Annotated in this window: 22 protein-coding genes; 9 read left to right on the forward strand and 13 right to left on the reverse strand. The window is 71.2% G+C overall.

Annotated elements, in window-relative coordinates; genetic code table 11:
• Positions 1–134: 134 nt before the first annotated feature.
• The 3 genes from WME90_RS30170 to WME90_RS30180 all read right to left on the reverse strand — a co-directional run bounded on the left by WME90_RS30170 (position 135) and on the right by WME90_RS30180 (position 1,882).
• Positions 135–527, reverse strand: coding sequence for a hypothetical protein (locus WME90_RS30170; RefSeq protein WP_437275473.1), 393 nt, complete (start codon positions 525–527; stop codon positions 135–137).
• 155 nt (positions 528–682) lie between these two features.
• Positions 683–1,267 (reverse strand): hypothetical protein, encoded by a 585-nt coding sequence (locus WME90_RS30175; RefSeq protein WP_437275474.1) that lies wholly within the window; start codon positions 1,265–1,267, stop codon positions 683–685.
• Between the two features lie 78 nt (positions 1,268–1,345).
• Positions 1,346–1,882 (reverse strand): hypothetical protein, encoded by a 537-nt coding sequence (locus tag WME90_RS30180; protein WP_437275475.1) that lies wholly within the window; start codon positions 1,880–1,882, stop codon positions 1,346–1,348.
• Positions 1,883–2,230: 348 nt separating this feature from the next.
• On the opposite strand from WME90_RS30180, the gene WME90_RS30185 reads away from it, so the two are divergent.
• Positions 2,231–2,551: an ArsR/SmtB family transcription factor gene (locus WME90_RS30185; protein WP_437275476.1), complete on the forward strand. Its 321-nt coding sequence runs from the start codon at positions 2,231–2,233 to the stop codon at positions 2,549–2,551.
• On the forward strand, positions 2,548–3,321 hold the full coding sequence (locus WME90_RS30190; protein ID WP_437275477.1) for an SRPBCC domain-containing protein: 774 nt from the start codon (positions 2,548–2,550) through the stop codon (positions 3,319–3,321). Before WME90_RS30185 ends, WME90_RS30190 begins: the two co-directional genes overlap by 4 nt.
• A gap of 218 nt (positions 3,322–3,539) precedes the next feature.
• Here WME90_RS30190 and WME90_RS30195 read toward each other — a convergent pair whose 3' ends face one another.
• Together WME90_RS30195 and WME90_RS30200 are read right to left on the reverse strand one after the other, a co-directional pair.
• Positions 3,540–3,935 (reverse strand): hypothetical protein, encoded by a 396-nt coding sequence (locus WME90_RS30195; protein WP_437275478.1) that lies wholly within the window; start codon positions 3,933–3,935, stop codon positions 3,540–3,542.
• A gap of 19 nt (positions 3,936–3,954) precedes the next feature.
• Positions 3,955–4,353: a hypothetical protein gene (locus WME90_RS30200; protein WP_437275479.1), complete on the reverse strand. Its 399-nt coding sequence runs from the start codon at positions 4,351–4,353 to the stop codon at positions 3,955–3,957.
• 160 nt (positions 4,354–4,513) lie between these two features.
• Here WME90_RS30200 and WME90_RS30205 point away from each other — a divergent pair, with 160 nt between their 5' ends.
• The 6 genes from WME90_RS30205 (at position 4,514) to tpx (ending at position 10,884) form a co-directional block, all read left to right on the forward strand.
• Positions 4,514–5,053, forward strand: coding sequence for a tetratricopeptide repeat protein (locus WME90_RS30205; protein ID WP_437275480.1), 540 nt, complete (start codon positions 4,514–4,516; stop codon positions 5,051–5,053).
• Positions 5,054–5,209: 156 nt separating this feature from the next.
• Entirely contained in the window at positions 5,210–6,574 is a 1,365-nt protein-coding gene (locus tag WME90_RS30210; protein WP_437275481.1) for an endo-1,4-beta-glucanase, read from the forward strand.
• 352 nt (positions 6,575–6,926) lie between these two features.
• A complete protein-coding gene (locus WME90_RS30215; RefSeq protein WP_437275482.1) occupies positions 6,927–8,150 on the forward strand; it encodes a hypothetical protein in 1,224 nt (407 codons plus the stop codon).
• 106 nt (positions 8,151–8,256) lie between these two features.
• Complete coding sequence (locus WME90_RS30220; RefSeq protein WP_437275483.1) at positions 8,257–9,552, forward strand: SGNH/GDSL hydrolase family protein; 1,296 nt, start codon at positions 8,257–8,259, stop codon at positions 9,550–9,552.
• A 245-nt stretch (positions 9,553–9,797) separates the two neighbouring features.
• The gene (locus WME90_RS30225; protein WP_437275484.1) at positions 9,798–10,169 is read left to right on the forward strand and encodes a hypothetical protein; all 372 of its coding nucleotides are present in this window, start codon (positions 9,798–9,800) and stop codon (positions 10,167–10,169) included.
• Positions 10,170–10,389: 220 nt separating this feature from the next.
• Positions 10,390–10,884 carry a thiol peroxidase gene (gene tpx, locus WME90_RS30230; protein ID WP_437275485.1) on the forward strand — a complete coding sequence of 165 codons (495 nt, stop codon included), beginning with the start codon at positions 10,390–10,392 and terminating at the stop codon, positions 10,882–10,884.
• Positions 10,885–10,951: 67 nt separating this feature from the next.
• Here the strand turns inward: tpx and WME90_RS30235 are convergent, their stop codons facing one another.
• Positions 10,952–12,421: a cytochrome P450 gene (locus WME90_RS30235; protein WP_437275486.1), complete on the reverse strand. Its 1,470-nt coding sequence runs from the start codon at positions 12,419–12,421 to the stop codon at positions 10,952–10,954.
• Positions 12,422–12,658: 237 nt separating this feature from the next.
• On the opposite strand from WME90_RS30235, the gene WME90_RS30240 reads away from it, so the two are divergent.
• The gene (locus WME90_RS30240; RefSeq protein ID WP_437275487.1) at positions 12,659–13,540 is read left to right on the forward strand and encodes a 1-acyl-sn-glycerol-3-phosphate acyltransferase; all 882 of its coding nucleotides are present in this window, start codon (positions 12,659–12,661) and stop codon (positions 13,538–13,540) included.
• A gap of 69 nt (positions 13,541–13,609) precedes the next feature.
• Here the strand turns inward: WME90_RS30240 and WME90_RS30245 are convergent, their stop codons facing one another.
• The 7 genes from WME90_RS30245 to WME90_RS30275 all read right to left on the reverse strand — a co-directional run bounded on the left by WME90_RS30245 (position 13,610) and on the right by WME90_RS30275 (position 21,878).
• Complete coding sequence (locus tag WME90_RS30245) at positions 13,610–14,665, reverse strand: glycosyltransferase family 4 protein (RefSeq protein ID WP_437275488.1); 1,056 nt, start codon at positions 14,663–14,665, stop codon at positions 13,610–13,612.
• Between the two features lie 154 nt (positions 14,666–14,819).
• Positions 14,820–15,218, reverse strand: coding sequence for a 6-pyruvoyl trahydropterin synthase family protein (locus WME90_RS30250; protein ID WP_437275489.1), 399 nt, complete (start codon positions 15,216–15,218; stop codon positions 14,820–14,822).
• Positions 15,219–15,233: 15 nt separating this feature from the next.
• Positions 15,234–16,193, reverse strand: a complete 960-nt coding sequence (locus WME90_RS30255; RefSeq protein WP_437275490.1) for a zinc-dependent alcohol dehydrogenase — start codon at positions 16,191–16,193, stop codon at positions 15,234–15,236.
• Between the two features lie 199 nt (positions 16,194–16,392).
• On the reverse strand, positions 16,393–17,082 hold the full coding sequence (locus WME90_RS30260; RefSeq protein ID WP_437275491.1) for a RibD family protein: 690 nt from the start codon (positions 17,080–17,082) through the stop codon (positions 16,393–16,395).
• A 688-nt stretch (positions 17,083–17,770) separates the two neighbouring features.
• The gene (locus tag WME90_RS30265) at positions 17,771–18,679 is read right to left on the reverse strand and encodes a hypothetical protein (RefSeq protein WP_437275492.1); all 909 of its coding nucleotides are present in this window, start codon (positions 18,677–18,679) and stop codon (positions 17,771–17,773) included.
• 140 nt (positions 18,680–18,819) lie between these two features.
• Positions 18,820–21,039, reverse strand: coding sequence for a hypothetical protein (locus WME90_RS30270; protein WP_437275493.1), 2,220 nt, complete (start codon positions 21,037–21,039; stop codon positions 18,820–18,822).
• On the reverse strand, positions 21,036–21,878 hold the full coding sequence (locus WME90_RS30275) for a hypothetical protein (protein WP_437275494.1): 843 nt from the start codon (positions 21,876–21,878) through the stop codon (positions 21,036–21,038). The genes WME90_RS30270 and WME90_RS30275 overlap by 4 nt, the downstream gene beginning before the upstream one ends.
• Positions 21,879–22,052 lie beyond the last annotated feature (174 nt).

The raw sequence follows: 22,052 nt of genomic DNA on the forward strand, positions 1-22,052 counted from the left end.
GTTCAACACCTCGGCCTGGGTCGGGTCCTCGTGCGCCGCCCGCGCCTGCCCATAGGTGGGACCACCTTGGACCTGCGCGGCCCGACGCGACGTGAGCGTGCTACCGCGCCGCCGCGCGCAGCGGGGGCGGCGGCTCACAGCGAGCTCCAACCTCGGCACCTCTCCATCGCGATCCTCACCATTCGGCACGCGTCTGCCTCATCAATCGCCATGCCCTGGACCAATGCATCTGGCCATGGCGACTCGGCGGCCGACATCCGGTACGTGACCTGGAATCCGTTACCAGGCACCGCCATCACGGACACCAGCCAGGGCGCCGATGGATCGTCGGCTGCCAGCAACCAGAGGCGCATCAGCGATGTGAGCGCCCAGGCGTCACGGTCCGAGCAGGCGTCCCTCAAGAGCGGCAACAGCTCGAGCATTCCGTCGCCAATCGAGGCGGTGGTGCTGTCGGTCGAAGACTTCAGCTCGCCGTAGAACTCCTCCAGGCTCTTCGACTGCTGAACCGAGGCTCGGTTCAATGCCATGGCGTTCCTTTCCTCGCCTGCTCAAGAGGCATATGTACATCAGTCTACCTGGCCGCTGTGCTCCCGTCAGCTGGCAAGACACGAGGGCAACGATGGTCGACTTCGCAGCACACGGGGGCGATCCGCCCGGATGGCCGCCCGCCCAACGTTCGCGCTCAGCAGCGACGGCGGTGCGCAGCGCCGGCCTCGTCCGCCGCTGCGGGTTGTTGAACCACACGGGCCGCCGCGTCGCGCAGCTCGGACATCACTTCGCGGTACGCGGGACTACCTGGGGCGCAGTCCGCTACATTTCGCGGCCCCGACCACTGATTGTTCTCCAGTGCGCTGATGGCGCTGTCGATCGTATCAAAGTGAGAGAACCACCGCGCTGCGGCCGCAGCGACCCGAGGGGCGAGCAGCCGAAGGACCTCTACCTGCTCCGATTCCGACGGGCGAAACGACCAGAACGTCTCCTCCCAACCGAACGAATGCCCCGGCTGTGTGCGGAATTGGCAATCCCGCGGAGCCGGATTGTTTCGGACGGCTCGACGCAGCCCACAGCCAAACTCGACATGGAAGATGCCGGCGCGATGGCAACGAAACCAGACGACGTCAACGAAGTACGGACGAAATCGCCACATGGCCCGGCCTGGGTTGTTGAAACCGAGGTCGGCAAGTCGCGGGCCGACGATCCGCGAGATCAGCCGCTTCACTTCAGCCCATGAAAGCGGGTTCGGTTCGAACGGATTGTCAGGTCGCATTGCCCCGGTTGACGAACAGCTCGCGGCGCGCGGCGGCGTTGCCCAGGCCGTCTACGGGTGCGGGCGCCTGGTGACCCCTCATGGCGCCGCGTCCGGTCGGCCGTAGTCGAGTTGCCGATCAGTGTAGAGATCCGCCTGAATCAACCGCACGTATTCCGTGGGATATATTCCCACGATCTGTCCCCGCACGTCGGCAGGATAGCCGTACACGACGAACATGTCACCATCATGGATCTTCTCGGGAACGGACTCAAACGCTTCAAGGGGCATGGCCCATGCTGCCCTGATGGCCCCCTCCCCTTTCGGGGAGAGGAAGTAGCGAGCCCGCTGGAGGCCAGAGTCTTCGATCCAGTCGAAGTACCGATGCTCGATGTCGAACCGCAGCACCGTGGCGTCGTCCTCCTTCGACACCTTGTACGATCGCAAGACGCCCGCCCAGGCAACCAGTGTCTTGCCGTATCGACCAGGATTGCCGCGGACGTCGTCCGGATGAATATCCCTCGTTGCTCGAGCGAAGACCGCGGCTTCTTGCTCCGACACCGGGCGGTACGTGCCCGAGCCAGGCGCGAGTGAGGGCAGGCGGCCGGAGCGGGCCAGGAACACGAGTCCGGCCAAGCAGAGGCATCCGACCGCGAGGCCTGCAGCGAGTGCTCGTCGACCAGTCAAATTTCTCTGTGGCCTCCCCCACAAAATGTCTCACGGAACGGTCTGCGCCACAAGGCCCAAAGGGCGAGGGCTTGCTCCTCGACCTGCCGGCGGTCGCGGTCCGCCGCGGCGCGAGGCGCGGCCAGCACACGCCACCTGTTGGGCAATCGACACAAGACAGCTCGCCAGGCGAGCTGGCGCGGACGCAGGGGTCAGCTCTGCCGACGTCGCGCGGCGCACGACCTGCGTGCGGAGGGCGCCTCGACGCGCTTGACAAGCTCAGGCCACCGCGATACTGGTAACCAATAGGTTACCTATATGGCGCCCGCGAAAGCCGACATCGATGTGTTTTTTGTCATCGCCGATCCAACCCGTCGCGCGATCCTCGATCGTTTGCGCGCGGGTCCTGCCCCTGTGAACGAGATCGCGGCCGACTTCTCCCAGAGCCGCCCCGCGATCTCGAAGCACCTGCGCGTGCTCAAGGCATCACGGCTGGTAACCGAGGAGAAGGTCGGGCGCGAGCGGTTGTACACGCTGCGACCCGCGCCGCTTCAGAAGGCGATGGCATGGCTCGAGGGCTACCGCGCGTTCTGGGGTCGCAATCTCGAGTCGCTGAAGCGTTACCTGGAGGATACATGACAGCCAAGAGCACCCACGCCCGTTCGATCGCCGATGTCGCGCAAGGGACGATCCTCGCTCGCATCGAGATCGCCGCGCCACCAGAGCGCGTTTTCCGCGCGCTGACGACCGACGAGCTGACGAAGTGGTGGGGGTCTGCGGAGATGTATCGCACGACGGCCTTCACGATCGACCTTCACGTCGGGGGGGCCTGGCGAACCGACGGCGTGGGGGCGGACGGGAAGCCATTCCATGTCGGCGGCAGAGTTCTCGAGCTCGATCCGCCGCGAAGGCTCGTCCAGACATGGGAACCGTCATGGGACGCGGACGCGCCCCCGACGACGGTCTCCTATCTCCTCGACGCCATCGAGACGGGTACGCGCCTCACGGTCCGACACGCTGGATTCGGCGCTCGTGTGGCCTCGTGCGAGAGCCATGCGACAGGTTGGGAGCGTGTCCTGGGTTGGCTCACGAACCACGTCGCGCCGCGACCGGAGCTGCGCTTCTTCCTCTGTCGGCTGCTGCCGTCGCGCGCGACCTTCATGCAGGACATGACGGCGGATGAGCGCGCGGTCATGGCGGCGCACGGCAAATACTGGCGCGGCAAGCTCGCCGAGGGCCACGTGATCGCCTTCGGACCCGTCGCCGACCCAGCGGGCGGATGGGGCGTCGGCATCGTTGCTGTCCGCGACGAGGCCGAGCTCCGTACATTCCAGAGCGAGGATCCCGCGATCAAGTCAAACATTGGGCTGCGGTACGAGGCGCTGCCCATGCTCACGGCCGTGTACTGACGGCTCATGCGATGGCGGGCTCCGGCCGCGCGCTTCGCCATCCGAGCCGCCGACAGGGCAACGGGCCCATCACACAGACCACGAGAGTTCGCTGTTCGATCGGGGCTCACTGCAGAGGACAGACGCCGGCAGACCGATGTGCCGTAGGCTCACCGGTCGAGACGACCTCACAACGGCCCCGGTGTCAGGTTCAGCGGCTCGTCGGGCTGCACGAGCTGTCACTCCTGCGGGCGCCGGGTCATGCGCGCGGCCTCCGCCGGTGCTTCGAACCAAACGTTCCTCAAGTCTCGCACATAGACATGCTCGGGGTCGTGCTCGTCCTCGAACACGCGCCCCCGATCGGCCAGGATCCCGGCCAGGATCAGCTCTGAGATCGTTCGGTCCGTCGCGTCCCGAAAGGACGCGAGATCTGACTTCGAGCCCGGGAAGGGCCAGTCATCGTAGGTGTCCGAGACAAACGCAATTTGGTCGCCGAGGTGGTGGAGCAGGTACCAGGTGGTGATCGCGGCGGCAGCCGGAGACCCCGCGAGCTCGCGCAGGGAACTCGCGTCCACGTGCACAAAACCGACCATCTCGCGGGCGGAAAAGTTGACCAGAATATAACCGACACTCATTGGCGCTCCTTCGTGACGGCTAGCACGACAACGTGACGCCAGGGGTCGTCGTTCCAGTGAAGGCATCCCAGGCCCGAATGTAGGCTCGCGCATCGGCTCCCAGACGTGAGACGACGCGCGCAACGGCGGCAGGCGCATGAACACTCTGGGCACAGATTGCCTCCAGGAGCCCCGTGGCCACCGCATCCGCCTCCGGGCCGCTTCCTGACAACGAATGCTCCACGAGGCGCGAGACCTCATCGAGCGTGGCGTCATCGAGGTCGGATTCAAGCTGGACGAGAGCACGGCCGATGTGGCCGAAGCCGACCGTGATAGGGACCGCATCGGGCTCCCAGTAGGCGACGACCACAGACACCGCTTCCCGCAACTTCGGGTGGCAGGCGGCAAAATCCTGGTACGGGTCGAGTGAGTCTGCCATCGACGTTCTCCTACCTGGCGAGGGCTCCCCTCGACGTTCAGGCGGCACGGGGCCGGGGCCGGCCGGTAGGTTATCACTCTCCAGGGGGCCGTAGCGCCTGGAGGGGGCGCGGAGCAGCGGCCGCTACCGCCGGCCGCTGCTCCGCGCTACGTTCGCCGCCGTGGACGCCCCCCGACCGTCCGGCGCTCGTCGCGCGCTGCTCATCGGCCTCCCCGTCGCCGCGCTCGCCGCGGCGGCCTTCTTCGCCATGAGCCGCGACGAGCGCCCCGTACCGAACGCGCGGCCGTCGAGCGCGGCGCCCAGCGCAGCCCCCCGGCCGCAGCGACGCGACGAGGCGCCCGTCGTCCCCCCGGCTCCCCCGCCGGCAGCTGCCACCATGAGCGCAGCAGCACCGGAGTCGGAGCCGGCGCCGGACACCGACCCCGAGGCCAGCCTCATCGACCGCATGCGCGCCGCCCTGACGAGCAACCCCGAGGAGGTGCTCCGGCTCGACGACGCGGCAGCGCGCGACTTCGGCGACAGCCCCCGCGCCGCCGAGCGCGGCTTTCTCCGCGTGCGGGCGCTCGTGCGCCTGGACCGGATCGGCCAGGCCCGCAGCCTCGCGGAAGACCTCATCGAGCGCTACCCGGACGATTCCTCGGCGAAGAGCGCGGCCGCATACATGGGCATCCACCCGAGGCCGCGCGGGCCGGGCAGGTAAGCGGCAATACCGCACGTACCCTGGCAAGAGCAGGTGATCTGCGCCAGGACCGCTGCGACCATGATCTTGTAGCAAGAGCAGAACATTGCGCAGTGAGTCACTGAACCGATTAAGAGTTCGGGCTGGTCCGGCGCGCGTTTCTGATGATAATCGGGCATGCGCAACTGGCTTCTTCTTGTCGGGGTTCTCCAGCTCACCGTGGCTGGATTCGGCTGTGGCGACGGCTCGGGAGGCGGCGGCGAGGGCGGCGCCGGCGGCGAAGCAGGAGACAGCGGTCCTACCAGCACCGGCTCCTCGGGCGCCGGCACGCCCACCAGCACAGGCGCCGGCACGCCCACCAGCACAGGCGCCGGCACGCCCACCACCACCAGCACGGGCGCGGGCGCCGGCGAGCCCACGGGCGGGCCCGCGAGCACGGGCAGCGGCGATCCCCTGGCCGGCAGCAGCACCAGCAGCGGGGGAGAGCCCAGCGCCTGCGCCGGCGCCGACGAGGACGAATGTCCGTTCGAGGCAGGGGTCGAGATCGCCTGCCGCCTTCGCTTCATGTACGGCGTGAACTACGCCTGGCGCGACTTCGGCGCCGATTTCGGCGGTCAGTCCAAGTGGAGCCAGGCGGGCATCTCGGGCAAGAAGAGCAAGGTGCTCGCCGATCTGCAGGACATGCGCGCCAACGGCGTGGACGTTGTCCGCTGGTGGATCTACCCCCGCTTCTACGGGGACCAGATCAACTTCGACGCGCAGGACAACCCGACAGGGCTCGGCGGCACGTCGACGCAGGACATCCTGGCGGCGCTCGAGCTCGCGGACCAGGCGCAGGTCAACGTGATGTTCACGCTGTTCTCCTTCGACGGCTTCTACAAGACATCGTACAACCCGCCGAACGGCCTGTCGGTCAAGAGCATGGGGCCCATCGTCGCGGACGCGGGCCGGCGCGCCAAGCTCATCGAGAACGTCGTCCGTCCCATCGCGCGGACGGTGGCGTCGAGCCCGCACCGCGACCGAATGCTGGCCTGGGACGTCATCAACGAGCCCGAGTGGGCGATGACCGGGCCGAGCCTCTACGGAGACGACCCGGCGTTCGAGGGGGACTCCAGCAAGTTCGATCTCGTCACACACAAGCAGATGGAGGCGCTCGCCAAGGAGTCCGCCGCCGTGCTGAGGGGAGAGACCGGCGCGCCCGTGAGCGTCGGCAGCGCCGCGATCAAGTGGGGTCAGGCGTGGACGCGCTCGGACGTCGACTTCTATCAGGTCCACATGTACGGCTGGGTCAACGAGTACTTCCCGTACACAAAGTCCCTCTCCGACTACGGCCTCACCGACAAGCCGGTCGTCATGGGCGAGTTCCCCATCAACATGGCGGAGATGAACGTGCGCTACGACAAGTTCGTCGGCGACCTCTACAACATGGGGTATGCGGGCGCGCTCTCGTGGTCGATCACCGATACGAACTTCCCGTGGTCGTCCAACAAGACCGCCGTGAAGGCGTTCGCCGACCAGCACCCCTGCGAGACGCGCTACTGAGCGCCGCGTGAGCGCCGCTGCCCGCGGCGCTCCCCTGCACCGCCCCCCACACCTCCGAGCCAGGCCGCGTTGCCGATCTGGCGAGCTCATCCCGATCGGGACGAGCCGCGCACGCGTGACAGCTTGCCCCAGCGTGTGGCGTATTGTCGCGCGGCGGCGCGATCCGTCCCGCGAGGGCGTCTGTCGGGCGCCGGCGCTCCCTCTCCTCCCAACCGGGTTTCAACCGGGTTTCAACTGGGCACGTCGGTTGCTGACGGTGGCTGATCGAGTAGGGGGTGGGCCCGCGGCTCACGGTGGTGACCGCCTGCGTGAGCCGCGAGAGTTGTTCACCAGCACCCAGAGGGAGAGCGAGATGACACGAGATCGCTACGAGGGCCGGCACTTCCGTGACGAGGGGGCGCACGACGACTCGCGTCACCGGGACGAGCGGTGGCGCGCGCCGCGGGAGGACGATCAGCGCGGATTCCGCGGCCACGAGGGGGAGCGCGACGCGTTCGAGCGAGGGTCGTACAGCCGCGGCAACTACGCGAACCAGAGCGGCGGCAGCCGCCAAGGCGAGCTGGGGCAGCTGTCGCGGCCGTACGGCCAAGACGGGCGCCGAGACGGCAGGGACCGGTGGCGGTCCGGCGGCCAGCACGCACAGGACGACCGCGGCGGCCACGACAGGCGCTGGCACGAGCAAGGAGGGGGCGGCGCGCGCGGCTACCGCGAGGCCGAGGAGCACCGCGCCTACGGGCAGGACAGCCCCTCGTGGGAGCGGATCGGCGGGCGCGACGATCACTTCAGCGGGCGGGGCGCCGAGGACGAGCGCAGAGGGTTCGGCGCGGCGCATCGAGGGCACGAGGAGAACCGGGGCTATTACGGCCGCGACGAGGAGGGCCAGAGCCGGCGCTACCAGGGCCGCGACTACGGGCGCGACGATACCTACCAGGGACGCGGCACCACGCGAGACGACTACCAGGGACGCGAGCGCGTCGAAGGCCGCGACTACGGGCGCGACGACTATTATCAGGGACGCGGCACCACGCGAGACGACTACCAGGGACGCGAACGCGAAGGCCGCGATTACGGGCGAAACGACGCCTACCAGGGACGCGGCACCACGCGAGACGACTACCGGGGCCGTGACCACGGGCGAGACGACACGTATCAGGGACGCGGCTACACGCGGAGCGACTACCAGGGACGCGAACGCGAAGGCCGCGAGGGCCAGTACCGCAGCCACGCCTACGGGCGCGGCGAAGATCAGGATCGATATCGAGGCGGCGACGAGCGGAAGGCCCCTGGCCGCCACGACGGCCGAGGCGACGACGATCGCGGATACCAGGGCCGCGGCGAGGAGCGCGAAGGCCACGGTCGCAGCCAGGAACGCGGCGGACACGGCGACATCTACAATCGTCCGGAGCGTCGCCCCGGGTTCGGCCGCTTCATGGGCGACGAGCTCCCGCAGGGGTACTCGACCCGCGTGCACGAGCACGATGACCTGCGCGCCTCGCAAGGCCACGATCGCGAGCGCGCCCCCGCCGAGGACAGCGGCCCCGCCAGATACAAGAGCCAGGACCGGACCTGGAACTGAGATCAACCGATCTCCGCAGCTCTGCGCCCGCGCTGCGGCGCTCGCCGCGGCGCGCAGGAGGAATTTGGAGTTGTCCGCGCCACGGAGCTAGAGCATCCTCGCGCGCATGAAACGACAAGCTTACTCCACCCTCCCGAAGCTCGCTTCCGCCCTCTGCATCGCCTGGTCGGCGCTCACCGGGTGCGGTGACGACGACTCGACTGGCTCGAATGGAACGACGGGCTCCGGCGGTGGCACGTCCACCTCCACCTCGAGCAGCGCCGCCGGCACGGGCGGCGACGACGCGGGCGAAGGCGGCGGAGGCGCAGATCCGGGCGCGACCTCGTCGAGCACGAGCGGCGCCGGCGGCGCGGGCGGCGGAATCCCCTCCGGCGACACCATCCGCTTCATCGGGCGCTTCGATACGACGCAGGCCGAGGGCCCCCGCTTCTCCTGGGCAGGCAGCGCGATCGTCACGCGGTTCTCGGGGACGTCGATCAGCGTCCGCTTCAACGACGAATCGACCGCGGATCAATCGAACTTCTTCCAGGTGGTCGTCGACGGTCAGTCGAAGGGCGTCCTCAAGGTCAACAGCCAGGAGGATCTCTACACGGTCGCAGAAGGGCTGCCCGACGGCGAGCACGACCTCGTGCTCCACCGCCGGACCGAGCCGCTCGTCGGCGTGTCGCAGTTCCTCGAGTTCGTCCCGGCGCAGGGCGAAACGCTCCTTCCGGTCCCGGCGGCGCCCGAGCGCCGGATCGAGGTGATCGGCGACTCGATCTCCGCCGGCTACGGCGTCGACGGAGCCAACGAGACCTGCCCGTTCACGAGCGATACGGAGAACAACTACCTCGCCTACAGCTCCCTGACAGGCCGGCTGGTCGGGGCCGACAGCACGATCGTCGCCTGGTCCGGCAGAGGCGTGTACCGGAACTACAAGGATGACCCGGCCGACACCATGCCGGAGATGTACGGCCGGACGATCGCCGACGAGGCAGAGCCCGCCTGGAACTTCTCGTCCTGGGTGCCGCAGGTCGTGGTGATCAACCTGGGCACCAACGACTTCAGCCCCGATGTCCCGGGCGACGCCCAGTTCCGTGGGCCGTTCACGGAGGCTTACGCGGGGCTCGTCGAGACCGTCAGAGCGAACTATCCGGAAGCGTTCATCTTCTGCACCATCGGGCCGATGCTCAGCGACTCGTACCCGCCGGACGCCATGGCGCTCACAAGGGCGCGCGCCTACATCGGCCAGGTGGTCGAGGACCGGAACGACGACGGCGACGACCGGGTGCGCCTCCTCGAGTTCCCGCCGCAGGACGGCGCGGCGAACGGGCTCGGTTGCGATTATCACCCGAGCGTCAAGACAAGCGCGCTCATGGCCCAGCAGCTCGCAGAGGCCATCCGCGAAGAGCTCGGCTGGTAAGACCGGTCCGAGGCATCGTGCCACCGGCCCATCGCGACCGCTGGGGCACAACGCACCACCCACTCCCCGCCAGCGCTGCGCACGCCTCGCAGAAAGCCAGCACCGGTCCCATCCGCCCGCTGCAGCGCGCGCGGATCGGCCATCCAGGGTCATGGTACACGCGGTGCATCTCTCGCCATCAAACAGCGGAAGGGCGGCGGCGCGGAGAGCGCGTGAGAGCGCGCCGCCGAGCGAGGAGATCATCCATGCAGATCAAGCGAGACGGGTCCCGTCGAACCACGAGCAGGAGCCACGGCCAGAATTTCGTGGAGGCGGCGCGCTGGAGCGCCGCTCGCGCGGACAGCCGCGATGCATTCATCCCTGACCCGGGCGACGGCCCCCCTGAGGTGATGGACGAGCTCGCCGAGCAGATCGCCGAGCAGTACGTCGCCTCGGCGACATCAGGCAGGGGCGACACCACCGAAGATTACGAAGACAGGGTGGAGCCGGAGGAGATCGGGGGCCCCTTCATCATCACGACGGAAGAGCAGGAGATCGGGTACAGCAGGGACTCGACGAACCCCGATGACGCCGAGGTCGAGCCGTTTCCTCTGGTCCATCGCTCGCCGCTCCGCTGATCGCCCCATCGCCCGATCGCCCGCGCGTCGGCGCGCGACACCTCGCGCCCGCAAGACCTCCCGACCAGCGCGGCGCCCGCGCGCCACGAGCGGCGCGCGCCGTCAGACGGGCGGAGATCCGGGCGCGGCGGCACGGCTGGTTCTGCTTGGCGTCCGCCCTCGGCGCGCCTACGAGAGACGCCGCCGCACAGCTGCACACAGCACAGAGGAGGACGCGACCATGGCTGAGACAAAGTTCAAGGGAAGCCCCATCCACACCGCCGGCGAGCTGCCGTCCGTCGGCGCGACCGCCCCCGACTTCACGCTCGTGAAGACCGACCTCTCCGAGCGCAAGCTCTCATCGTATCCGGGCAAGAAGATCCTCAACATCTTCCCCAGCGTCGACACCCCGGTCTGCGCGAGATCCGTGCGCACGTTCCACGAGCGCGCCGAGAAGCTCCCGGGCGTGACGGTGCTCAACATCTCGGCGGACCTGCCGTTCGCGCACACCCGCTTCTGCGCGTCCGAGGGCATCTCGAACGCGGAGGGCCTCTCGACCTTCCGCGGCGATTTCGGCGAGAAGTACGGGGTCAAGCTTGTGGACGGGCCGCTCGCCGGCCTGCTCGCGCGCTCGGTCCTCGTGCTCGACGAGCAGAACAAGATCGTCCACGTCGAGCTCGTGCCGGAGATCGCGCAGGAGCCCGATTACGACGCGGCCCTCGCCAAGGTGCAGTGAGCCGGAGCGCCGGCGCCCGCCTCTGACGCGCCCGCGCGGCGCATGAGCGCACGCGCGCCGCGCGGGCTCACGCGCACGGGCGCCTCGTGAACCGGACGCGCAGCCCCTCCGGCTGCATCGCGAACGCCATGCGCTCCCGCACCGGCGCCGTGTGATCCGCGAGGTGCACCGTGAAGCTGCGGAGCACCATGCCGACCGTCACGGCGCACTCCAGGAGCGCCATCGCGCGGCCCGGGCAGACGCGCGGCCCGCCGCCGAACGAGAGCGCCATCCTCGGCTCGTGGGGCAGCATCGAGGGCGCGCCGCCGAGCCAGCGCTCGGGGCGGAACGACTCAGGATCGCCGAAATACTCGGGCTTCCGCCCCGTCGCTCGCGTGAGCACCACGACGCCGGCGCCGGCGGGCACGGCCACGTCGCCCACCGCCGTGTCGTGGTTCGCCTCGAGGAAGAGCAGCGGCGCCGCGGAGCGCAGGCGCAGCGTCTCCTGCGTGACGGCGCCCGTGTACTCGAGGCGCTTGCACTGCTCCAGCGTCGGGATCAGCGCGCCGCCGAGCACGCGATCGACCTCCTCGCGGGCGCGCGCCTGCACGTCGGGGCGCGAGCCCAGGTAATAGAGGATCCACGCGAGGGTGTTCGCGGTGGTGTCCTCGCCCGCGAGCAGCATCGTGAGGACGTTCGCGTAGACCTCGGCGTCCGAGAGCCGCGCCCTCGGGTCCTCGCCGTCCCGCGCGGCGATCATGAGCTCCAGCAGCGTCCGCGGGCGCGCGGGCCGGTCCGCGCCGCCCTCGAGCTCGCGCCGCGCGGCGGTCACGAGATCGAGGATGAGCCGCTTCACCGCGACGAGGGCGCGGTCGTAGGCGCGGTCGGCGGGGAGGCCCAGGTAGCGCCAGTAGGGCAGCGGCGCGAGCATCCGCCGGTTCAGCCCGAGGAACACGCGCTGGAGGTGCTCCTGGAGCGCGTCCGGCCCGCGCTCGAGCGTGTTGAGATCGCGGCCGAAGGCGACCGTCGAGGTCACGTCGACCGAGTAGCGCATGAGATCGTCGAGGACGTCGCGCGCGGCGCGCTCGTCGGCCGCCCGCGCCCAGATGTCGCGCAGCCGGCCCGTGATGTCCTGGATGCTCGGGAAGAAGCCCTCGACGTGCCTCGGGTGGAAGGTCGGGTTGATGAGCTGCCGCTGCTTCCGCCACACGTCGCCGTCCGCCGAGAACAGCCCGACCATGTCCGCCTCGCGCGACACGGCCTCGATGGCGTGCACCCGGCGGAACACCGCGGGGCGGCGCTGGAGCACGTCGCGCACGAGATCGCCGTCGACCACGACGAGGACCGGCTTTCGCCCCATCCGCACGACGAACAGATCTCCATGGGCGCGCCACCATCGCTCGAACTCGAGGTGCCAGCGGTCGGGATCGAGCGCGAGGAGGTTGCCGATCACAGGCAATCCCCTCGGCCCCGGGAGATCCGCGAGCGTCCGCCGCGGACGCGCAGCCGCATCGCCGCGGTGGATCGGGTCCTCCATGCCAGGGGGCGTGGCCTTCATTCCCCCTTCATACAGAGCCGGCGCGCTCCGACGCAAACCCGACAGGCGACGCCAGGCTCGTCACAGCGCGCTGGCACCTTCGGCAGAGACATGCCCTGCGTCCCCGTCCGACACCGGCGCCGCGGCGGCGAGTCGACGCCGGCGTGTGGAGCGCGCGCGGCGCGCGGGGCCCGCGCGATCGGGGGCGCGGTGCGCCGGCGCTGGCGGGGCGGTGTCGGCACGGAGTAAGACGCGGCCATGACGGAGCCGCTGGAGAGAGAGCTCGCGAACCTGTCCGGCGCGGAGATGGTGGCCGCGCTCGGCCTCGGCGGTGCGCCGGCGTGGGTGCGCCGCGCCGGGCGCGCGGCGTTCGCCGTCCCTTCGTGGCCGCTCGGGCGCGTGCTCGCGCGCTTCGATCGGCGCACCGGCGAGGCGGGGCTCCACGTCGCGGCGCGGGAGGCGCTCGCTGGCTTCGGGGCGCGCTGGACGGCGGACGCGGCGCCGCCGTCGCGCGGGGCGCTGCTCGTCGTGTCCAACCACCCTGGCGCGTACGACGCGCTCGCGCTGATGGCGGCGCTCGGGCGGGAAGACCTCATGATCGTCGCCGCCGAGCGGCGGTTCCTGCGGGCGCTGCCCCACGTGAGCCGGCGGCTGCTCTTCGTGCCGATCGACGAGGGCGGCGGCGCGCGCGCGCTCGCGGCGCGGACGGCGGGCGTGCGCCGCGCGCTGCGGCACCTGCGGGGCGGGGGGGCGCTGCTGCACTTCCCCGCGGGGCGGATCGAGCCGGATCCGGCGTTCTCGAGCGAGGGCGAGGCGCTGCTCGAGGAGTGGCAACCCAGCGCCGGCACGCTGCTTCGCGCGGCCGCGGCGGCGGGGGGGCGCGCCGCCGTGGCGGTCGTCTCGGGGGTGCACTCGCCGCGGGTGAAGCGGCTGGCCATCACGCGGTGGGCCGAGCGCCGCGGGATCACCACGCTCGCGCCGCTCCTGCAGGCGGCGCTGCCGGGCTTCGACGACGTCGACGTGCGGGTGCGCCTTGGCGAGGCGCGGGAGGCGGCAGAGAGGGCGCGCGGGGCGGACGACGACGCGGCGCTCACGCAGCGGCTGAAGGACGAGGCGGCGGCGCTTCTCGCGGGGGAGTGACGGGCAGCCCCCTGGCGCCGCGCGCGAGGGCGCCGCGCGCATGCACCTTCCCGGTCGCCGCCGAGCCCGTCATCTTCGTCGCGGCGCGCGCGCGGCGTGCGCGAGCGCCGCGCGGACCGCGGCCGCGGTGCCGTCCCAGGTGGGCAGCGTCGCGGCCCTCACGGCCGCCGCGCGGCTCATGCTCGCCCGGAGAGCGCCATCCTCGAGGAAGCGGGCGAGCGCCGGCGCGGGGCCCTCGACGTCGTCCCAGAGCAGCGCCTCCGCGCCGTCCTGGACCGCCTCCGCGATCGCGCCGGCGCGGGCGGCGAGCACCGGAACACCGGCGCGGACCGCCTCGGTGAGCACCATGCCGTAGCCCTCGAGCGACGACGGCAGGACGAGCGCGTCCGCCGCCGAGAGCTCGGCCGCGAGGGCTTCGTCCCCGAGCACGCCGGGCGCCGAGACGCGCGCCCGCAGGAACGCGGACGCGGCGATCGCGCGGCGCACCCGCCCGGCGTAGGCCGGGTCGCGCGCCGCGTCCCCGATGAGCACGAGCGTGGCATGCGCGCTCCCGACCCGCTCGAACGCCGCGAGGAGCTCCAGCAGCCGCTTGCGTGGGATGAAGCTCCCCACGAACAGGATCCGCAGCTGGCCGTCGTCCCGCCGGACGCGGGCGAGCAAGGGGAGCCGGTCCGCGCCCGGCGTCGCCACGTCGACCCAGGCGAGCCCGAGCTCGCGCCGCAGCCGCGCCGCGGTCGTCGCGCTCGTCGCCAAGTGGGCGTCGCACAGGTGGATCACCGCCGCCTCCGCGAGCGAGAGCGCCGCGCGGCGCGCGCCGCGCGGGAGCTCCCACGCGCTCAGGTGGTGCACGAGGAGCACGCGCGCGATCCGCCGCGGCAGCGCCGCGAACGCCGCCGCGAGCTCCGGGAAGCAGAGCTCGTCGCCGACCACGACGGCGGGGTCGAGCCGGGCGAGGCGCCGCGCGAGCGCGAGCCCGGCGAGCGCCCGCGACCGCGGCGCCGGATCGAGGGACACGACCTCCACGGCGTCGCCCCGGGCGCGCAGCCGCTCGACGACGAGCCGATCGTAGATGTACCCGCCCGTGGTCTGGTCGAGGGCGCCGTAGACGATCCAGGCGATGCGCATGGCTCAGGGAGCGGTCCGGCCTGATAGTCGCCCTCGCGGCGCGCGGCAACGAGCCGCGCCGCGCGTGCTGCACGCCGCCGCCCCGCGTCGCCCGCCGCGCGCACGCGCTGCACGCCGCTGCCCCCGCGGCGCCCGCTCGCGGCGCGCCACGGCGCTACAGGTCGCGCTCGAAGCCCGCGTACGCCGACGGCGACTCTCGGACGAGCACCCTCAGCGTCGCCCCCGGGAGCGGCGCCTCCGCCGCGGGCAGCCTCGCGATGTCCTCGGCGAGGAGCCCGGCCACGTGCTCGGCCACGCGCTCGGTCGTGGAGGTGCGCCCGGGGAAGGCCGGGTGCTCGTCGAGGTTCGTGTAATCGAGCGTATCGAGCGCCCGGCGCAGCGCCGCCCGCAGCGCGCCGATGTCCATGATCACGTGGTGCGGGCCGAGCGCCTTCGCGCGGATCTCGATCTCGACGGAGTACGTCGCGCCGTGCATCTGGGTCGCCGGGCCGAAGAACGGATCGGAGAAGCTGTGCGCGATCATCGCGTGATCGCTGACGCCGAGGAGGAACATGACGGTGACGGACCTCTAGGTTGCCTCTCGCGTAGCCGATCGCGCGCCGTACCGGAAGACCGTCTGCAACCGCGCTCCGGGCTCAGCCGCGAGCTCCGCGTACACCGACGGCGCCGCGTCGAGCGGGACGGGCGGGTCCAGCAGCGCGTCGAGCGCCGGGTCGTCGAGGACGGCGCGGACCAGCGCGAAGCGCCGGGCGTGGTCCCAGCGGGGCGCGCGCTCCGGCGGGATGGTCGAGACCTGGCTCGCGCGCAGGCGCAGGCGCCGGCGGTGGAACTCCGCGCCGAGCGCGACCGGGCTCGCGCGCGCCCCGTAGAACGACGCGATCGTCACCGTCGCCTCGCGCCCGGCGTGGGCGATCGCGCGGTCGAGCTCCTCCGGGTGGCCGGTCGCGGCGATCACGATGTCCGCGTCGCCGCGCGGCCGGTCCTCCTCGGGCCGGATCGCCGCCGCGGCGCCGAGCGCGAGGCCGGCGCGGCGGCGCCGCTCGCTCGGCTCGACGAGCCGGACCACGGCCCCGGCGCGCCGCGCGAGCGCCGCGATGAGCAGGCCGACGACCCCGCCGCCGAGCACCACCACGGCGTCGCCGAGCCCCACCCCCGCGTCCCACACGCACGTGATCGCCGTCTCGAGGTTCGCGGCCAGCACCGCGCGCTCGGCCGGGATCGAGCGTGGCAGGCCGCGCGCCGCGCCTGGCCCGAGCAGGTGCAGATCGCCGTGGGGCGCGAGCGCGAAGACGCGGTCGCCCAGCGCGAGCGCCGCGCCCTCGCCGCGGGCGACGACCTCGCCGACCCACGCATAGCCGTAGCGGCGCGGGTAGGTCGGCGCGCCTTCCGCGTCGAGCGACGGGTCGAACGGCGTCGGCCCCTCGCCGCGGAAGAGGAGGAGCTCCGTCCCCTGGCTCACGCCCGAGGCGAGCGCGCGCGCCACGACCTCGCCGGCTCCGGGCGCGCGCGGCGGGGCGCCCGGACGCACCTCGACGAGCCCTGGCCGGACGAACCAGAGCTCCCGGGCGAGCGGCGCGGCCGCATCGCCCGGCGCAGGGGCCTCCGGCGGCGCGGCCGCATCGCCCGGCGCGGTGGCATCGCCCGGCGCGGCCGCATCGCCCGGCGCGGCCGCATCGCCAGGCGCGGCTGCATCGCCCGGCGCAGGGGCTTCCGGCGGCGCGGGTGTGTCAGTCGGGATAACTCACCTCCCCTCGCACGAGCACGTTGCCTCCGAGGAGCTCGACCGCCGGCTCGCGCAGATCGATCGCCGACGCGAGCGGCGCCTCTCCCAGCGCGCCGACCGCGGGGATCGCCGTGTCGCCGAGGATGCGCGGCGCGATCTCGACCTCTGCGCGGTCGGCGAGGCGCGCGCGCAGGAACGAGGTGAGCACGGCGCCGCCCCCCTCGACGAGCAGCCGCCGCACGCCGCGCGCGTGGAGCTCGGCCAGCGCGTGCCGCAGCGAGACGCGGCCGTGGTCGTCCGCGGGCACGACGACCACCTCCGCGCCGCGCTCCTCGAGCCGCGCCCGCGCCTCGCGCGACGCGCGCCCGGCAGCGCCGAAGACGAGCACGCGCCCGCCGGCCGGCTGCCCGCTGCCGTGCGACTGCAGCAGGCGCGCCCCTTCCGGTACGCCGAGGGCGCTCGCCAGCACCACGCGCATCGGCTGGCGGCCCTCGCACGCGCGCAGGGTGAGCAGCGGGTCGTCGATCACGACGGTGCGGATCCCGACGAGCACCGCGTCGTGCTCCGCGCGCGCCCGGTGGGCGTGCACGATCCCTGCGGGCGTGCTGAGCTCGACGCGCCGGTCCGGGGCTGCGATGCGGCCGTCGAGCGTCTGGGCGAAGTGGAGCGTGACCCGCGGACGCGGCAGGCTCATGGCGCGTTCGCCTGCGCCGCGCGCGCGGCGCAGGCGAACGCGCGCGCGGCGCGGGCGAGGGGGGACTTTGCCTCTGTCCCGAGCCGGCAGTGGGGCCTCCGGAGCACGGCGCCACTCTAGACCAGAACGCGGGAACCGGGGAGGAGCGCACGTCCCTGGTCACGCAGCTCCACGCTCTCAGGGAACGCGTTCATCTCCGCGATCGTCACCCCGTCCTGATCGCGCAGCGCGATCTCGAGCGACCTCTTCAGCTGCCGCGCGGTGCGCTCGCCGCAAAAGCCCCTCGCGAGCACCGTCCGCCGCTCACCCCGCCGAAGGCGCCATGCTCACCGCGTCCGCGTCCGCGTCCGCGTGCGCCGCGCGGGGTCCCTCCCTCGTCGAACGCCGCGTCCGCCGCGAAGATGTCCGGCACCCCGACCCACGGCACCTCGCTCTCGCCGAGCGCATGTGCCCACGGATCGTCCGGGTTCCACCCCTCGGTGTTGGTCGTCGATGCGGACCGCTCTGAAACGGCGGCGGACAGCTTCAAGAAAGCGGATGCCCACCCCCGGCCCGTGCTCGGCGCTCCGTGCCTGCGCGCGGTCCGCCCCTCCCCAATCGCGCGCTCCGCGCGCTCAGGGAGGGGGACGCCATCTGGTACCTGCGACCGGGGTGCGAGGTTCGGAGGAGAGAGAGTGCACGAGATGCGTCACGACATCAGACCGAGCATGAAGAGCGCGTCAACCCAGAGCGGCCAGAGCGAGCGGAGCGGGTGCGTCGCCAGGATCACGCCTCCGCTGGGGAGGCGGCGCACGTGGAATGGCGCGTGCTTTCGCAGGAAGCGGACGTGAGCACGCGTGGCCGTATGTACCTCCCATGTAGGCGGGCCTTCGCCGGTTTCCGCGATATGGCTCGTCTGCTCCAAGATCTCTCGCGCGCGAGGCTCGGCGGCGCGCCACGCGTCGTTGGGCGCCGCCGCGGCCTCGAGCGCCTCCAGCAGGGCGGAGGGCGGCGTTGCCAGCGCCTTGAGGACGGTCTCGCGGGAGAGCGAGTGCGCGCGCTCGCTGCCTCCCTTGAGCGGGACGCGCGCCCCGGCCGGCGCGGCGTCGACGCGCGCGTGGAGCGCTTCCAGCGACAGGCCCGCGTTGCGCGATACCATCTCCTTGCCGTAGCGCTGCAGCCACGAGAGGGAGAGGTCGCGCGCGATGTCTCGGGCGTCCGCGTTGTACGTCGCGCACATGCGCACCGGCGCGATCCAGTCCCCTGCGTTCGCGCATGCGCCGGTCCGGATGCGCCCGCTCGCGTCCGGCGCGCAGAGGCGGAGCAGGAGGTCCTCGAGATCGTCCCGGAGCAGGTGCCACGCGACCGCGGCCTCGACCTCGATCGAGCGCGGGCCCCTGCCCCAGGCGAGCTCGAGGTAAGAGCAAAGGAAGTCTTCCTGGTCGCACGTGGACATGTCGATGGGGCCGGCTGAGATGCCGCGGCCAGCCTCTTCCGTGTAGCAGTCGCAGCTGCAACGGAAGAGACGTTTGGAGCCGCCCAGCATGACGTCGAAGATTGCTCCACCGGAAGGACCTTCGGCAAACTCGGTTCGGATCATCGCGACCGCCTCGTCCATGGATGTCGTATGGATGAGGGTAGCGTCGTGCGACACGCCGATACGAGTCCCTGGGCATACGAGAGCCGACAGCGCCGCGAGAAACGTGTCGAGCCTCTGTTCCCCATCACACCAAGCGAAGAAGAATGGTCCTGAGTCGCTCATAGCTGGATCACCCGGATGAATTTATTGAAACCCTGCAGGGCGACGTTCTTGCCCGTTTTCAGGTCGAAGAGGTACCCGTCTTTGACGATATAGGTCTTTTCAGGCTTGAATTTCCCGCCACGCGACATGATGAGCTCAACCTGCTCAACATCTCCGGCGACTCCCTTCTTCCGTAGCCCCTCCATCCCGTTCGACAGCTGCTCGATTACGTCCTTGGCCCTGACGGTATCGCCTCCTTTTACCTCGCTGACGATCAGTTTCTGCCCGCGGGATACCGTCACGAAGTCAGGAGCTCTCCCGCCCGACATACCGGGGAGTGAGTTGTCTGGAATCTTAAGCATATCTCGTACGGCGTCGTCGCCGACGCCGAGGAGCGCCCGCCCGTCACCGGTCATGAACTTGATCGCCGTTTTCTCGAAGGGGTTGAATCCGTTTTTCGTGACGTGCCCCGTCAGGTTCTTGTACCCGCGGAGCTTGCGTATCTGAAACCCCTTGACAACGACCTCATCGACCTCCGCGATCTCCCCAGCGATCCGGATCGCATCCGGTGTCATCCCGCCGACGCCCTTGACCGCGCGCCAACCAGGTCCGACCGCCGCGAGCCCGAAGCCCAGCCCCGAGAACATCCGCTCCTCGTCGCTCAGCTCCTGTCCCGACGGCAGGCACCACGCCTTGCCGGTCACCGCCTCGCACAGATCGAGCGCCGGCCCCACCACCGGCACGAACCCCACCCCGATGCGCGTCGTCGCGTGGACGAGCGTCTGCATCATCTCCGCGTACGCCTCGAAGCCCTCGCCGACGGTCGACATCGCCCCAGCGAACGCGCTGATCGTCTGGTAGAGCTGCGTCTGCTCGAGGTCGAGCCCGTCGCCCGTCCACTGGTTCAGGCTGTCCTTCATCTGGTCCGCGAGCGCGTCGAACCGCGGTTTGAGCACCGTGTCGACCTGCGCCCGCAGATCCGGCGGCACCGGCGAGTCCTCGAACCAGTCCGACGCATCCATGAACTGCCGCACGTACCCGGTGATCCGGTTCTGCGCCTTGAGGAACGCGTTCGTCTCCGCCACCGACACGCCCATCCGGTCGCGCAGCGCGATCTCCAGCGCCGCGCTGTTCGCCCGCCACGCTCGCACGCTCGCCACGAAGTCCGCCCGCGCGACCACCACGTCGCCGCTCACGTCCTTCTCCAGCGCCACGATCACGCCGTCCGCATACGCCGCGTACGGGTCCCTCCCCTCGTCGAACGCCCCGTCCACCTCCGCGATGTCCGGCACCTCGACCCACGGCACCTCGCTCTCGCCGAGCGCGTACGCCCACGGATCGTCCGGGTTCCACCCCTCGGCGCGCGCGTCCTGCGTCGCGAGGTCCGCCACCTCGTCCGCCTGTGCGCCGAACTCGTCAATGAGCCGCCCGAGCTCGTCCTCCAGGTCGCTGACGCTCTTCTTCAGGTCGTCGACGAGCTGATCCATCGCCGCCCGCGTCGCCGGGTCGACCACGTCCTTGTATCGGTCGAGGATCGCGTCGAGGTCGGTCCGCGAGATCTCGTCCAGCGGCCGGTTCACCAGGTCGTGCAGCTCCAGATCGAGCTGCCGCAAGACGTCCATCCTCGCCCGGAGGTCGGCGACCCTGGCGGCGTTCCGGAGGATCGCGTCCATCAGCTTGCCGAGCGCGACCTCCAGCTCCGCGATGTCGCGCGCCAGCGCCGGGTTGACCTCCGCGAGGCTCAGGTCCACGTCGGTGTCGCCCTCGAATCCGGTCCCATCGCGGCGAACGTTGAAGAGCGGCTTGTTGAGCCCGAGCGGCTCCGAGACGAGGTGCACCACGTCATGCGCGTGGGTACACCAGTCTAGGCCGTTCACGGTGTGGACCCCGAAGTGGAACGCGTTGGTGGCCGTGCGGAGCAGCACCGAGTCGAACTCCGCCTCGCGCGTGTTGCTCTGGGAGCCGTCGCCGTAGGTCTGCAGCGCGCCCGGGACCCCATAGGTGGGCAGCGGCGTCTGGTTCACCTCGAAGATGGCGTCGCCCTCGGTCTCCAGCTCGGGGATCCCGCACGAGTTGGCGTCATGGTGGCTCTGCCAGAGCACCGTGTACGGCGTGCGGGTGCGCGCCCACGCCGGCGACGGCGCCAGCGCCGCCAGCACCGTCACCAGCGCGACGACCTTCTGGAAGCCCGCGGCCATCCGCCCGCGCAGCGTGAGGGGATCCTTCGAGCGGTTCATGTCCCCTCCGCGCCGCGCACAGCGGCGTCATACGCGATCGCGGCGCCCTTCACGTCGCCCGCGTCGAGCCTCGCCTGCGCTGTGTCGAGCTCCGCCGCGGCCATCCCCTTCTCCCGCAGCGCCACCAGGCCCGCCGCGATCTTCTGCGGCAAGCCCGTCCTGAGCTCGTCCTCCGCGGAGTCGAACCGCCCTCGGAGCGCCGCACACCCCGCCTCTCGCCACGAGGACGACGCCGCCTCGCAGAGCGGCCGCATCTGCACCAGCGCCAAAAGCTCCCCGCACCGCTCGGCCAAGAGCGGCAGCCTGAGCTTCTCGCTCATCGGCGGCGCCGCCGACAGCGCCGCCGCCCGCGCGCTCGCTCCCTCGCTGAACGCCTCCGAGGCCCGGCGGATCCGCGACCGCGCGCTCGCCTCGCGCGTCACCTCGTCTGCCTCTAGCGCGACGAGCGCCTGCCGGCGCAGCGCGATCCCGCCGAGAAGTGCCGTCGCTGTCGCGTCGCTCCGGCCGACCCGCCGCTGCACATACCCGAGCATCACAGCCAGCGATCGCAGCGCCCCCGACGTCATGTCCGGCGGCGCCGCGCCGTGCGTCGCAAGGAACTCCCTGTGCGGCGCGAGCACCTCCTCCGACGAGACCGCGAACGCCTGGAGCTCTGCCGACAGCGTCATCACCTCCGCGGCGAGCTCGGTCGGCGCGCGGCTCGCCTCCCGCGCCGCCGCGAGCACCGCCTGCTCCACGCCGTCGAGCGCGTCGATCGCCGATCGCGACGCCTGTGCCGAGAGCGCCGCGTACGCCGCCGTCTCCGCCGCCTCGGTCGCTCGGTAGGCAGCGAAGCGCACCGCCGCGCCCGGCGTACCTGGATTGCAGCGGCGCGGCCTCGTCCCTGGCTCGATCGAAGATGGCCTGCACGGCGGCCATTGCCTGCTTGTCCGCCGCGATCGTCGCGATGAGCGGCTCCCGCTCGGCGCTCGCTTTGCCGGTCATCGCCTCGTTGAAGTTGTCGGCCGCGCGGA

Origin of the sequence: Sorangium sp. So ce375, from assembly GCF_051473855.1 — a bacterium.
GTDB lineage: Bacteria > Myxococcota_A > Polyangia > Polyangiales > Polyangiaceae > Sorangium.